This window comes from Pseudomonas fluorescens (assembly GCF_902497875.1).
Classification (GTDB): Bacteria; Pseudomonadota; Gammaproteobacteria; order Pseudomonadales; family Pseudomonadaceae; genus Aquipseudomonas; species Aquipseudomonas fluorescens_BR.
In genome coordinates this window covers 292706-306714 of the sequence record NZ_CABVHY010000001.1, presented here as the reverse complement: position 1 = coordinate 306714, position 14009 = coordinate 292706, and the positions used below count along the sequence as shown (strand labels likewise).

Here is a 14009-nt window from a genome sequence, read left to right as displayed (position 1 = left end):
CAGCACATGAAAGCGCTTACAACGACAACAAGAGTGTTTTACGGTGCACTGTTATTTTCAGGCTTGGCAATGGCCGAACCTGCGATCCCCTCTTTCGTGCAGGATGGCCGTCTCAATGTGTGCACCACAGGCGATTTCCCTCCGCTTACCTTTATAGAGAACGCTGCTGATCAACGTCCCAAGGGCATTGACATCGATATTATCGACGCCATGGCAAAACAATGGGGAGCACAAGTCAGATTCTTGACGAGCAGTTTTGAAGGAGTCCTTCCTTCGTTACAGTCAGGAAAATGTTCTCTGGCCATCAGCGGTATTTATATTAACGATGAGCGTCAAAAAGTCTACAGCGCCGTCCCGTACCTGATGACCTCGCCCGCAATCGTCACCGCCAGCACCGATACCACCATCCAGAAACCCGAGGACCTGAGCGGTAAATCCGTATCGGTAGAAGCAGGATCTTCCAACTTAAAGCTCCTGGTTAAGCTGAACGAACAATTCATAGCGTCCAACCTCCCTCCGATTTCAATCAGCTCCTACCCCACACAGGTCGCCTCGACCCAGCAGGTTCTGGGTGGACGGGTCAACGCCACCATCACCGAAACAGCTGAAGCAGGGGTTCGGATCAAACAGTCGCAAGGTCATCTCAAACTCGCCTTTGCGTTCCCTTCCGAAGCTAACTATGGAATATATTTCCAAAAAAACCCTGAAGACAAACAAGCCGTTCAGGAGGGGCTGAATAAAATCAAAGCGGATGGCACCCTGAGCACGATCGCTAAAAAATACAACATTGCCGAGTCTGATTTCGATATCAAGCCCTGACCCCTGCCCACTCCAGGATAGAACTTAAAAACCGTAGCACCGGGGTTTACGCAACATTCATCTCAAGCTGACATTCTTATACATTGAACTTGCCTAAACCTCCGTGCGCGGACAACGAGGTTCATTATGCTTTTTGATTTTGATTATTTTATTCAGGCCCTGTTTAGCCGTGACCTGTTAACCGGGGCGATGATTACAGTAGCGCTTTCGGTCGCCGTGCAGATAACCTCCACACTCCTATCGCTTCCATTTGCAGTGGGACTACTATCGAGTCGACGTAGTTTGAGACTCGCTCTTAAATCCTATGTATGGCTTTTCAGGGGAGCCCCGACCCTTCTGGTGCTGCTTTTCTTCTGGAATGGTTTGCCGCAACTCTTCCCCACCTTGCGGTCCGATTGGTTTAGCCCGTTTATCGCGGCATTCCTAGCCATGTCCATGGTAGGCATCGCTTACAATGCGGAAATAGTCCGAGCAGGACTGTCCTCTGTTGGAAAAGGGCAACATGAAGCCGCGACAGCGCTTGGAATCAGTAAATACAATTCTTTCTCCCATGTCATATTACCCCAGGCAATGCGGGTCTCCATTCCCTCACTCATGAATGAGTTTATTACGCTACTGAAATCCACTTCACTGGCGTACACCATCTCTCTGAAAGAACTGATGACCACCACGTCGCTGTCCATTTCAGCAAGCTTTAAATTTACCGAATGGTATTTGGCGGCATTAGTCTACTACCTTGTACTGATCACTCTCCTCACCCTCCTCCAATCAGTGCTCGAGAAGCGTATGTCCAAGGCACTCACAGAAGGACGTTCCGTCTCTAGTAGTGAACACAAAAACAAGCTCGGCTTACTCAAAAAAATATTCTCTTGAACCCATATCACCCTGGGAACAGATATGAATCCTGCAAAAAAACCAGGCAGCGCCGCTTTCACTTCAACTGTTTATGCCATTGAGCTTAACAACATCAGCAAATGGTACGGTAACCACCAGGTACTGAAGAACATCAATCTCTCCATTAAACACAAAGAGCGCATCGTGATCTGTGGTCCCTCAGGATCCGGAAAATCCACAATGATCAGATGCATGAACCGCCTTGAGCAAATCCAGGAAGGCACAATCATCATTGATGGGGTCGATCTAAGCCAGCGCGCGAAAAACCTCAGAGAGGTCGGAATGGTGTTTCAGCATTTCAACTTGTTCCCTCACATGACAGCACTTGAAAACTGCACACTTGCTCCTGTGACGGCTGGCCTGTATTCAAAAACACAAGCCAAAGAGCTGGCGATGCATTATCTATCCAAAGTAAAAATAAACAACCACTCCAGCAAATACCCCTCTCAACTCTCCGGCGGACAGCAACAGCGAGTGGCGATCGCACGAGCGTTATGCATGGAACCAAAAATAATGTTGTTCGACGAACCCACCTCAGCACTAGACCCCGAAATGGTTAACGAAGTATTGGAAACCATGATTGCGCTGGCGGACGATGGGATGACGATGGTGTGTGTCACCCACGAAATGGGGTTCGCTCGTAAAGTGGCTGATCGGGTGATTTTTATGGACGCTGGAGAAATCATCGAAGAAAACGAACCCAATGCCTTCTTCAGCTCACCCAAAAATCCAAGATCCCAGGACTTTCTAAAGCAGATCATTCATTAACAAATGTCTACCACCGGCGCATTGCTCGGGCGTGGTGGACCTGTGCACTGCGCTCCCGAAATCGCATTGCCAACGCTACTTGAGTCATGATCGGTGAGTCCGCCAATGATAAGGCGATCGGCGTCTCTCTCCGGGCCGGCTCAAATTGCTCTAAGCGACGTGGCACTCGTCGAGGGAGGTCCGACCGAGTTGCTCGAGCAACGCCAAGGGCAGACAGATGCCCTCACGCATCGCACTCGCGTAAGCCTCCTCCTTCGCTTTGCCAGGATGGTATATGCCCATGGCTGCAAGACGCGTCATTTGCTCCGCCAGCCGAATTTCGAAGCGCTCATCGAGTAACCGAGGAGCTATGGCGATGACCAGCAATCCCGAGCCGGGCGAGCCGTCGCCTGCACGGAAGTCCGGCGCGTCCAGCGACCAATTGGCCCCCGTAACACAGCCTGCGAGGACTTCGACCATCAACGCGATGTTCGCTCCACGACTGCCGCCGAACGCCAACAAGGTGCCATTCAATGCCTCGCGAGCACTCAGTGTTTCGTTGCCCTGCGCGTCGACTGCCCATCCTGCGGGAATAGCCTCTCCCGCCTCGGCCGCTCTAAGGAGGTTGACGTACGCCGTTGCGCTGCTTGCCTGGTCAATCAGCACGTTGCGTCCATCCGCACTTGGCGCGGCGAACGCTATGGGATTAGTCGAATACATAGGACGGCTCTGCCCTGAAACAGTCAGCAGCGGCGGACCATTGGTGAACGCCAGCCCCACGAGTCCTTCACCCGCCAGGCGACGGGTGTAATAACCCAGTTCGCCACAGGTAAACGCATTGTGCTGGGCGAACAGGGTGATGCCCTGCTGTTTCGCGGTAGCACAAAACGACGCGAACGCTTGATCGAATCCCAACTGCGCAATGCCTCTTTGCGCATCGCAGCGAATCATGGCTGGTGCCACATGGGTGATGATCGGCTCAACCGCTCTCGCAATACGTCCGGTGGTAAATCCACTCAGATAATCAGGCAAATGGGCGAAGCCTACCCCCTGCATGCCATGGGCCTGTGCAGAAACAGTGGCATTGGCGAGCGCCTGCGCCACAGCCTCACTGGCCCCGTGGGCTAAACATTGCTGCCGAGCAAAAGCGGTAGCTTCTTCAAGCGAAAGACGCTTGACCAATGAAGGATCGTCCATCATTTCTCCAGAACAGTCTTGAGGCTGGCGCAGGGGCCGAATCGTCCGCGGGAGCAGCCGGCTCGTTCGGCCCTCTGCCACGTGTTATTCCAACAGGCGAGGCGCTCCCACATCGGCGGCTTTCTGATCAAGTCCAAAGGATGCGAGGATTTCGGCGATCTCTCCAGAGCGGTGCAATGCCTGGATATTTTCACTCAACGCCAGACCCAGTGCAGTATTGGATTTGGTATAGGGGAAACTGGTTTGCCCAGGTTCGAGGGTGGCTTTTACCCGGGGATCGGGCTCCGATACTTTGATGCTATGCCCCTGATACGCCCCCTTCTGTTGAGAGGCTATACCGACAGCGAAGCTGTCCGCGCCGGCCTGAATCCTGTTGGAAGCCAGATCTTGTGCCATCGCCACGGGATTTGGATACAGGATCAGGTTGTCGCCGAGGACTTTTTTCAAATCGTCCACCCAGAGATAACCCTGTACCGTGCCGACACGCTTGCCTTCCAGTTCGGAAATCCTGGAATAGCCTTGAGGGGAGATAATCCCCATGACGTCCAGGTACAAGGGGGCCGAAAGCCCAAGTACCTTGTTGCGCTCCGCTGTTCGGTACCAGTCACCGATGGCAACGTCTGCACGTTTGGCAATCACCGACTGAATGACGGCCGCAGGGTCCACGACAGTCGACTTGATTTTAAGACACTCTTTAGCCGCCACCCGCTTGATGATCTCGCCGTCAACGCCGCTCGTTTGATTGTCAGGGCCCGGGATCGAGTAGGGAGGGAATACCCAGGCGGCGACGGTCAAGACACCCGGAGTGATCGTTTCAAATTGGTGGGCGGGTTTACAGTCAGCAAACGCATAAGGCGCGCCGGCAACGGCCGAACACAGGAATGCCCAACGGATAATGCCTTTAAATGACGTCATCATTACTTCACCTTTCCAATGAGAAAGCATCGTTTGAAGAAAGCTGCGTGAGTGAAATTATTAGGCTTGCCGGCTCGGCGCCAATCTTCTCTCCAGTGCCGCCACACCCAGTGTCGCGGGCGCGCAAACAGCGAAATACATCAGTCCCGCCAGGGCTAGCACGGGCATGTACTCAAACGTCGACGAGCCGATGGCCGAGGCGCGGCTGACGATTTCCGGGAGGGCGATGGTGAAGCACAGCGATGAGGCCTGGAACATCATGATCGAGAACCCGAGCAACGACGGCAGTGCCACCCGCAAGGCCTGGGGCAGAATGATGAACCGCAGCGCGTCCAAGCGGCCAAGGCCGATCACCTCGGCGGCTTCGTTCTGCCCCTGGGCCACGGCCTCAATGCCGCCGCGGATGATTTCGCTGGTGTAGGCCGCCGTGCAGTAGGCCAATGCCAACGCCGCAGCCCAAAACGAAGTCAGCGTCAGATTCACCGAAGGCAGGCCAAAATAGAAATACTGCAGCAGGATCAGCGCCGGTGCGCCGCGCCCGAGTTCAACGATGATCAAGGCCGGGTAGCGCAGGGTCTTGCTCGACGCAGAAACCCCGAGGGCGAGTACCAGCCCCAGGACAATCCCGAGGACCAGGCTGACGGCAGTGACCTGCATGGACAACACAAAGCCTTTCCACAGTTCGGGAAACCAGGCCGCCCACAGATTCAGAAGTTCTATCATCGGGAAATTCTCTGCTTCAGCGTGGTAGACAACCAGCGGGAAAATACCGCCACCGGTACGCTGAGGATCAGGTAGACCAAGGCCGCCGCGCTATACACGCCCAACCCCTGAAAGGTTTGCTGGGACACTTGATAGGCCTGAAAGCTGATATCGCTGACACCGATGGTCGAGGCCACGGCCGAGTCCTTGAGCAGGCCAATCGCATAAGTCGCCGAAATGGGAATGGCGATGCGCACCAACTGCGGAAGGATGACATCAAAAAAACGCTGCGGCGCCGTCAGGCTGAGAACATTCGCCGCCTCGTATTGCCCGTCCGGAATTGCCGCGAACGCGCCTCGGTAGACTTCGGCCATGTGCGCCGCGGTAATCAGCCCCAGACCGAGCACCGCGGCGGCGAATGGCGACAGCGTGATGTACCCGCCGGCAATGCCGAAGAAGATAAAAAACAGCCAGACGATCGGCGGAATGGAACGCAAGGTGAGCACCAGCATTGCCGCGCCAAGCCGGCACACACGCAGGTTCGACATGCGCAAGGCGCAGATTGGAAAACCCATCACCACGCCGATGCTGAAGGCCCCCAAGGTCACGGCGATGGTCCAGGGCACACCGCGCAACAACACACTCAGTATGTCCAGCATCAGCGATTCCTCACAGCCTGCAGAAACTGGATCACCCGCTCGTGCTGTGGGTCACGCATGACTTGCACGCTGGGCCCCTGCTCGATGATGCGACCTTCTGCCATGACCACCACCCGGTCGGAAACGGTCTCGGCAAAATGCATTTCGTGGGTGACGACAATCATCGACATGCCCTCGAGCGCCAGCTCTTTCATCACCGCCAGCACTTCCAGCCCCAGTTCGGGATCGAGCGCCGAGGTCGGTTCGTCGAACAGCATCAGTTCGGGCTCCAGGGCCAGAGCCCGGGCGATGGCGATGCGCTGCTGCTGGCCACCGGAACAGCGCGCCGGGTAGTAATGGGCCTTGTCGGCGAGCCCGACCCGATCGAGCAATTGCAGGGACCTTGCATCGGCTTCCTTGGCGCTGCGGCCCAGCGTGCGGATCTGCGCAAGGCTGACATTGCGCAGCACCGTGAGGTGCGGGAACAGGTTGAACGACTGAAACACCATGCCGATGCGCCGGCGCAACTTCAGCAGCTCGCTCCTGGGAAGCGCACGCCCGGCCTCGATGTGCACGCCGCCCATGCTGACCCGGCCCCGGGTCGGCGGCTCCAATTGGTTGATGCAACGCAGCAAGGTGCTTTTTCCGGATCCGCTGGGACCGATGATGGCCACCACTTCACCCTTTTCCATCTCAAAACACACATCGTGCAAGACGGGATAGGGACCGAACTGCTTACAGATGGCATCCAGCCGCAGGAACGGCTCGGCATTCGACAGCGGGCGTGGCGACAAGGACGGTGCGGTTTCGATCGCGGTCATGCTGTTCATTATTTTTCTCCGTACAGGGTGGGCGCCATGCTTGCAAGAATCAGGCAACAACCACTGCTATCGATCGCCGTCGACTAAAGGGGTACGCGAAAGTTTGATGGCTCCATTGGCGGTAATCAGCACCTGCTCTTCCAGCTTCACGCCTTCACGGCCGCCTTGCTCACCGATGTAACTTTCCACCGAGACCACCATGTTCTCCTCGAAGTGGCCGTCGTAGCCCCACTCGGAAAAGTCCACGGCGTAGGCCACGCTCGGGTACTCATCCACCAGCCCAACGCCATGCAGCATCATCATGTAACGGTTGTGCTCGTACTGCTTGGGCACCGGCCAGCAGCGTTCGGCAAACTGACGAAAAGACAGTCCGGGGCGCAACAGCTCGACGTTGGAATTGATTTGCTGCGAAGCGATCTCCAGCAAGTCGCGCTGGGCGGCCGTCGGCGCCTTGCCGGGGCAGACAAAGCTGCGTGAAATGTCCGAGAGGTAGCCGCCAGGCCCGACCATGTCGGTGTCGAAACAGACCATTTCACCGGCCTCGATGACTTTGTCCGAGGCATCCTGAAACCACGGGTTGGTCCGCGGGCCAGAGCTCAGCAAGCGGCTCTCCGCCCACTCCCCGCCTTGGGCGACATTGGTGCCATGCATGATGCTCCACAGCTGATTTTCGGTGATGCCCGGCACCAGGCTGGCGCGCATCCGGGCAATTGCCAGATCGCAGACGTCCATGGACACGCGGTGACTGACGATCTCTTCTTTCGATTTGATCAAGCGTGCCTGCTCCATCAGCGGCTGCGCATCGAACAGCTGGATGCCCTTGTCCTTCAGTTTTTCCGCGCCCCAGGGGTCGCATCGATCCACCGCCAGTCGGCGATTGCCGGCGCCATGGCGGAGCATCAGCTCCGTCACTTCCCGGGCCCAGCGCTCGGCTTTTTCCTGCACCCGCGGGCCGGCCAGGAAGTACACCCAAGGGATGGCCGGGCGAATTTCATCGATGGTTTCAACGTGCTCGCTGTTATGCCGGCTGCTGGTAAATTCAAACAGCACCACCGGTCCGTCGGTGGCCACGAACACATATCGGCTGGGTGAGTGCATCACCCACAAACCGAGGTTATTGGTGTCGGTGGCGTAGCGAATGTTAATCGGGTCAGCCAGCAGGATACCGGCGTAATCGTGCTCGCGCAGTTGCTGGCGAATGCGCTCCAGCCGGTAGTGGCGCAGAGCTGGGCGATCGATAGCCGCATAGGCGTCCAGCAATCCCCTGTCGACCGGTGCCAGGGCATGTCCGGTGACGATTGCATCGCTGCGAAAACGCAGCTGTGTTTCGGCAAAAGCTGTGAGTGACTCGGTGGAATCAGAACCTGTTTGCATGTAGCAACCTCCGCTGGGAAGAGTTTGACGTTAATCAAAACCAATCGAACCAACTTTCAGGGCAGTAACCAAAGGCTTCAGAAACAGATGACGGCTAGAGATCCTTTACCAGGCGCAGTGCGTCGTAAATTGCCGCGTGGGTATTGCGTGATGCCACCGCATCGCCGATTCGGAACAACTGGAAACGCCCCTGCGGGTTAGTCGCCACGGATTGCGGCTTGCCCACAATCAGGTCCATGTACTGCACGCTGCCCTCATTGCTGGCCAGCGGCTTGAGCTCAAAATACAACTCGTCCAGGGGTCGGGTGCCATGGTTGACCACGACTTGATCGACCACACGGGTTTTCTCCAGGTTGCTGTAGTCAGTGCCGATGGTTGCCAACAGTTGGTCACCTTGCTTGTCGACGGCCTTGAGTCGATAAGTAACGGTGAAGGTGGTGTCGAGCTGTTGCAGCGAACGCATGTAGGGCACCAGGTTCATGCCCATCACCTCCGGCGCGAACGACCGGTCGGGGGTCATGATTTCGGTCTTGGCGCCGCTGCGGGCGATGAACTCCGCGGCCTGCAGGCCTGCGTGATCGCCGGCGTCGTCGTAGACCAGCACGTTGCGCCCGGGTTTTACGTCGCCGGAAATAATGTCCCAGCTCGATACCAGCCACTGGTTACCGCGCTGCAGCACTTCGGTGTGGGGCAGTCCGCCCGTGGCGACAATCACCACATCGGCATTCTCGTCGAGAATGGTCGGTGCATCGGCCCAGGTATTGAAGTGGAACTTGACGCCAAGCCGTGCGCACTGCGCCATGCGCCAGTCAATAATGCTGATCATCTCCTTGCGGCGCTCGGATTGAGCGGTCAGGCGAATCTGCCCACCGGGCTGGTTCGCCGCTTCAAACACCACCACCTCGTGACCACGTTCGCCAGCCACACGGGCTGCCTCCAGCCCGCCTGGGCCAGCGCCGACTATGACGATTTTTCGCTTAACCGAGGCCTTGGGAACTTCATGGGGCATCGTCGTTTCACGGCCCGTCGCCGCGTTGTGAATGCAATAGGCGGCGCCGGCGTTATAGATACGGTCCAGACAATAGTTGGCGCCGACGCAAGGACGAATCTCATCCTCTCGGCCCTCGATAATTTTCCGCACGATGTGCGGGTCGGTCATGTGCGCCCGGGTCATGCCGACCATGTCCACCAGGCCGGAAGCAATCGCGTGGCGGGCGGTGGCGACGTCGGGAATCTTCGCCGCGTGAAAGGTCGGGAAGCCGGTCAGCGCGCGAATTTCGCCGGCGAAGTCCAGATGGGGAGCGTTGCGCATGCCCTGGATCGGGATAATGTCGGTGAGGCCGGCATCCGTGGCGATGTTGCCGCGAATCACGTTGAGGAAGTCAACCATGCCGCTGTCTTTCAACAGCTGCGAGATGTGCAACCCCTCCTCTTTTTGCAGGCCGCCGGCGAGGACTTCATCACCCGTGTACCTGATGCCAACGATAAACTCCGGGCCCACACGTTGGCGAATCGCGGTCAGTACGTCAAAGGTGAAGCGCAGGCGATTGTGCAGCGATCCCCCGTAAGCACCTTCAAGTTCGTTGGTCAGCGGTGACCAGAACTGATCCATCAGATGGCCGTAGGCCTGCAGCTCGATACCATCCAGCCCCGCGGCTTTCATGCGTTCTGCGGCATCGGCGTAGTCAACGATGATCCGCTCGATATCCCAGAGTTCAAGCTTCTTGGGGAAGGCCCGGTGCGCAGGCTCCTGGTTATGCGAAGGCGACACCACCGGTAGCCAGTCACCCTTATCCCAACGCGTGCGCCGGCCCAGGTGGGTGAGCTGGATCATGACCGCCGCGCCATGTTCATGGCATTCGTCGGTGAGGTCCTTCATCCATCCGACCACTTCGTCTTTGTAAGCCAGAATATTGTTGAAGACCGGCGGACTGTCCCTGGATATGGCCGCCGACCCTGCGGTCATGGTCATTGCCACACCGGCCTTGGCACGCTCAACGTGGTAGGCCCGATACAATTTCTTGGGCATCCCGTCTTCGGGATACGCGGGCTCATGGGAGGTGGTCATGATGCGGTTGCGCAGCGTCAAGTGCTTGAGGCGATAAGGCTGAAGAAGCGGATCGTTTTTCATATCGGTCTCGCATGCAGGTCATCAGGCAAATCGACGATAATCCCAATGTACACCAGTGTCAATATGCTTGACACCAGTGTATATTGAGACCTGAAAAGGTAAAACGAACGTGGGAAAATACGCCAATGAAAGCAACGACGAACAGTCCAGAACTGGCGGGCCGTGGCTCTCTGGAAGGCTGGCTTAACGCGGCCTACGAAAGCCTGACGGAGTCGGGGGTTGATGCCGTGAGGGTGATGCCGCTGGCCAAGAAGCTCAATCTTTCGCGAACAAGCTTCTACTGGTATTTCCAGGATCGGGAAGCTTTGCTCGAGGCGCTGATAGCCCTCTGGAAAAACAAGAACACCTTCAATCTGGTGTCAAAGTCCCAGGCCTACGCCGAATCCATTACAGAAGCGATACTCAACGTCTTCGACTGCTGGTTGAACAGCGATCTGTTCGACTCGCAATTTGAGTTCGCCATGCGCAGCTGGGCACTTCAATCCCCGGAGGTGGCTGAGGAAATCGGCCAGGCTGACGCACAACGCGTCCAGGCCTTGACCGAGATGTTCGACCGCTTTGGTTTCGAACACGACGCGGCCGTGACCCGCGCACGCTCGATATACCTGACGCAGATCGGGTACATCAGCATGAAAACCCGGGAGCCAGTGGCTCAGAGGATGCGGTACATCCCCGAGTATCTGAAGATATTTACCGGTGTAGAGCCCGAGCCCCGTGAGCTTGAGCGTTTCTATCAGCGCAACGGTTTTTCTGCTGCAGATTTGCCGCGCTAGGCGGCTTGAGATGAAGGAGTGTCCATTCAGTCAAGCACTCGCCGCACCGCTCAGGGTGTCACACCGTTGCTGACGCGTGAGTAGTCTTCGGGGGTGTCAATATCATCAATAACCGATGACTCCCCTACATTAACCAACATCACCGTCTCGCTATATTTGCGTAATAGCGGTCGAGCGCCTTCATCGCCAGCGGACTCTCGCAGCCTGGGCAAGCAACTGGGCGCCCATAACACGGGATTGCCTCGTTTGCCGCCATAACAGGCCTGGAAGCCTACAAAGTCGGGGTTCGCCTCAAAGGCATCGATTAATTGATCGATGACATTTGCCCTGATGTTCGGCATGTCTGCCAGACAAAAGACCACCGCATCTTGATCACTGACAGCGTTCGCGCCGACCCGAACTGACGAGCCGATGCCTTCTTCGAAGGCTTCATTGAACACACACTCGACCGGAAGATCGACCAGTGCTTCGCGAACGCCAGGCGCCTCATGCCCAAGTACCACCAAGACCCTTTGACAGCGAGCCTGGAGCGCCGCACGTACGACGAACCTGATGAGCGGCTCGCCAGAGATCGGCAGAAGCAATTTATTCTCGCGCCCCATCCGGCGACTCAGGCCCGCAGCCAGTACCACAGCCGTGACGGAGCGCCTTGCGCTTGGGCCGAGCGCTTCCCGGCCCTGTTCAATGACGACGTCGGTGAACAACATTATCTGTCTCCTGGAGGTTCGCGCGAAGCGTTGCAAGGGTCGCTGAAAAGGTCGTTGCGAGAATCGATCCGCCTTGGTTGGCACCTGTCGGTCATGGCGCAAGCAAGATTAGGGCGCAGGGTTTATCTCTGTAAAGCCCGATTTCCAGTGATCTCCCCCGACCAAATACTTTGACAATCCAGACGGCATCTGCAACGATCATTTCGTCAGTGTACTGATCTAATTTGGCGCATTGGCACTTGATTGATGGCACAGGCTGCATGTGCGACACGCTTCGTCTCCAGGGTCGATTGAAGGATCAGTTTGATCAATGCATATAATCAGTATACTGACTAAAATCATTGACCATCGAGCATGGAACGACATAGCAGTGAGTTCTGAACCTTCCGAGAGGGCCTTACGATGAAAACCACAAAAGACCGAAAGATAACCGTCGAAGAGCAGGCATGCGCCCTGCTCTTCCTGACTACAAACCAGATATTTGCCTTATCGGCATGAGCCTTCCGGCCAGTGGAGACGCTCTTGCTGAGCCGCTCGGCCAAGCGTCACACCAGGTTCAGGATCAGGTTTCTAAAAACAACAACAAGAGTCAGATGCCATGCGAAAAATCGATATCAATAAATTGATAGACGAGGCACGTTTCAATCCCTTCCACTGGCGTGTGCTGTTTTGGACCACGCTGATCCTTATATTTGACGGCTACGATTTGGTAATCTACGGCGTTGTGCTGCCAGCGTTGATGCAAGAATGGGGTTTGACCCCCGTACAAGCAGGCTCACTCGGTAGTTGTGCGCTGTTCGGCATGATGTTTGGTGCGCTGATCCTGGGCCCTCTCGCGGATAAGATCGGTCGTAAACCAATCATCGTCGGTGGAATCGCGATATTCAGTGTATTCACCGCGCTGACCGGATTTTGCACGGACCCTACCCAGTTCGGCATCTGTCGTTTTATCGCCGGATTCGCCATCGGCGGCGTAATGCCCAACGCGGTAGCGCTAATGAGCGAATACGCTCCGAAGAAACTTCGCAGCACGCTGGTGGCCATCATGTTCAGCGGCTACTCGGTGGGCGGGATGCTCTCTGCAGGACTGGGCGTTGTGCTCTTGCCAGACTACGGTTGGCAATCACTGTTCTATGTCGCAGCCATTCCCTTGCTGCTGCTACCGATCATTTATCGATCATTGCCAGAATCAGTCGGATTCATCGTGCGTCAAGGTCGCACGACCGAGGCGAGTCAGGTAATACAACGGATTGAGCCAAGCTTTGTCCCACGGGCAAATGACGACTTCAGCACACCGACGCAAAAAAATGCTGGAGCACCCATGGTACAACTGTTTCGCGAGGGCCGCGCGGTCAGCACTCTGCTGCTCTGGACCTCGTGTTTCTGCTGTTTGTTGATGATTTACGCGCTGGGCTCCTGGCTGCCGAAGCTGATGGTTAATGCCGGTTATGGGTTGGGATCAAGCATCATGTTTCTGTTGGTGCTGAATCTCGGTGCGATCGTTGGCGCAATCAGTGGCGGTTGGCTTGGAGACCGTTTCAAACTCCGCAATGTGGTAGTGGTGTTCTTCGTCATTGCAGCGGTATCAATCAGTTCGCTCGGCTTCCACCCGCCTACGGCAGTCCTCTACGTGCTGGTGGCAATAGCGGGTGCAAGCACCATTGGTACGCAGATTCTAGCGTGGGCCTTGGTTGCCCAGTTCTACCCGATGAACATCCGTTCGACCGGCCTCGGTTGGGCCTCGGGTATCGGACGCACCGGAGCGATAGTGGGACCGATCCTGGGGGGAGTGCTGGTCGGCATTCAACTGCCACTGCACTTTAACTTCATTGTCTTCGCCATCCCGGGAGCCGTTGCTGCATTAGCGATGTGCTTCGTTTACCAGCGCCAGCCCAAAACTCAACCGCTGGCCTCAACCAACGCGGCGCTGCAGGACTGAAACGCGGCCTGGATCGCCTGTAAAGCGACCATCAGGCAGTGATCGATAGCCTCTCTGGATCGATCACTGCCTGGTGGCAACCCGTAGTGAGGACTGCGTCCACCCCTTGAGCTTGCTGCTGAAAAAAGCGGCTCAAGAACACCTCGCCACCAATAGCAGTCGGCTTCATCTCCCCCCAATCATTGCGACACTGCCGATCGTCCTCATGATGGCAAAGACCGGCGGTCTTCTGCACGGCGTGTTGTCTCCAGAGTCTGGACGATCTTCATTGGCAGCGGACATGTTGAAGCGGATTCGGGCGCTATACGAAAAACACCTGAACACCAAGAACACTATCTAATAAGAAGAAACT

Annotated in this window: 14 protein-coding genes; 6 read left to right on the top strand and 8 right to left on the bottom strand. The window is 56.4% G+C overall.

Annotation, left to right across the window (positions count from 1 at the left end; all coding sequences use genetic code 11):
• The first annotated feature begins 6 nt into the window (after positions 1-6).
• The 3 genes from F8N85_RS01400 (at position 7) to F8N85_RS01390 (ending at position 2481) form a co-directional block, all read left to right on the top strand.
• The gene (locus F8N85_RS01400; protein WP_150801902.1) at positions 7-819 is read left to right on the top strand and encodes a transporter substrate-binding domain-containing protein; all 813 of its coding nucleotides are present in this window, start codon (positions 7-9) and stop codon (positions 817-819) included.
• Between the two features lie 126 nt (positions 820-945).
• On the top strand, positions 946-1692 hold the full coding sequence (locus F8N85_RS01395; RefSeq protein WP_150801901.1) for an amino acid ABC transporter permease: 747 nt from the start codon (positions 946-948) through the stop codon (positions 1690-1692).
• 24 nt (positions 1693-1716) lie between these two features.
• Positions 1717-2481 (top strand): amino acid ABC transporter ATP-binding protein, encoded by a 765-nt coding sequence (locus F8N85_RS01390; RefSeq protein WP_150801900.1) that lies wholly within the window; start codon positions 1717-1719, stop codon positions 2479-2481.
• 150 nt (positions 2482-2631) lie between these two features.
• Here the strand turns inward: F8N85_RS01390 and F8N85_RS01385 are convergent, their stop codons facing one another.
• The 7 genes from F8N85_RS01385 to F8N85_RS01355 all read right to left on the bottom strand — a co-directional run bounded on the left by F8N85_RS01385 (position 2632) and on the right by F8N85_RS01355 (position 10238).
• Positions 2632-3657, bottom strand: a complete 1026-nt coding sequence (locus tag F8N85_RS01385; protein WP_150801899.1) for an Ldh family oxidoreductase — start codon at positions 3655-3657, stop codon at positions 2632-2634.
• A gap of 84 nt (positions 3658-3741) precedes the next feature.
• On the bottom strand, positions 3742-4575 hold the full coding sequence (locus tag F8N85_RS01380) for a substrate-binding periplasmic protein (RefSeq protein ID WP_150801898.1): 834 nt from the start codon (positions 4573-4575) through the stop codon (positions 3742-3744).
• A 57-nt stretch (positions 4576-4632) separates the two neighbouring features.
• Positions 4633-5295, bottom strand: coding sequence for an amino acid ABC transporter permease (locus F8N85_RS01375; RefSeq protein WP_150801897.1), 663 nt, complete (start codon positions 5293-5295; stop codon positions 4633-4635).
• Positions 5292-5933, bottom strand: a complete 642-nt coding sequence (locus F8N85_RS01370; RefSeq protein ID WP_150801896.1) for an amino acid ABC transporter permease — start codon at positions 5931-5933, stop codon at positions 5292-5294. The genes F8N85_RS01375 and F8N85_RS01370 overlap by 4 nt, the downstream gene beginning before the upstream one ends.
• Positions 5933-6742 (bottom strand): amino acid ABC transporter ATP-binding protein, encoded by an 810-nt coding sequence (locus F8N85_RS01365; RefSeq protein WP_150801895.1) that lies wholly within the window; start codon positions 6740-6742, stop codon positions 5933-5935. Before F8N85_RS01365 ends, F8N85_RS01370 begins: the two co-directional genes overlap by 1 nt.
• Before the next feature lie 57 nt (positions 6743-6799).
• Positions 6800-8107, bottom strand: a complete 1308-nt coding sequence (locus F8N85_RS01360) for a M24 family metallopeptidase (protein ID WP_150801894.1) — start codon at positions 8105-8107, stop codon at positions 6800-6802.
• A gap of 94 nt (positions 8108-8201) precedes the next feature.
• The gene (locus F8N85_RS01355; protein ID WP_150801893.1) at positions 8202-10238 is read right to left on the bottom strand and encodes an NADH:flavin oxidoreductase; all 2037 of its coding nucleotides are present in this window, start codon (positions 10236-10238) and stop codon (positions 8202-8204) included.
• A 125-nt stretch (positions 10239-10363) separates the two neighbouring features.
• On the opposite strand from F8N85_RS01355, the gene F8N85_RS01350 reads away from it, so the two are divergent.
• On the top strand, positions 10364-11011 hold the full coding sequence (locus tag F8N85_RS01350; RefSeq protein ID WP_150801892.1) for a TetR/AcrR family transcriptional regulator: 648 nt from the start codon (positions 10364-10366) through the stop codon (positions 11009-11011).
• A gap of 50 nt (positions 11012-11061) precedes the next feature.
• On the opposite strand, the gene F8N85_RS01345 is transcribed toward F8N85_RS01350, so the two are convergent.
• Positions 11062-11718 (bottom strand): NTP transferase domain-containing protein, encoded by a 657-nt coding sequence (locus F8N85_RS01345; RefSeq protein ID WP_150801891.1) that lies wholly within the window; start codon positions 11716-11718, stop codon positions 11062-11064.
• A 598-nt stretch (positions 11719-12316) separates the two neighbouring features.
• Between F8N85_RS01345 and F8N85_RS01340 the strand changes: the two genes are divergently transcribed.
• The gene (locus F8N85_RS01340; protein ID WP_150801890.1) at positions 12317-13657 is read left to right on the top strand and encodes an MFS transporter; all 1341 of its coding nucleotides are present in this window, start codon (positions 12317-12319) and stop codon (positions 13655-13657) included.
• A gap of 106 nt (positions 13658-13763) precedes the next feature.
• Complete coding sequence (locus F8N85_RS01335) at positions 13764-13997, top strand: hypothetical protein (RefSeq protein WP_150801889.1); 234 nt, start codon at positions 13764-13766, stop codon at positions 13995-13997.
• Positions 13998-14009: the final 12 nt, after the last annotated feature.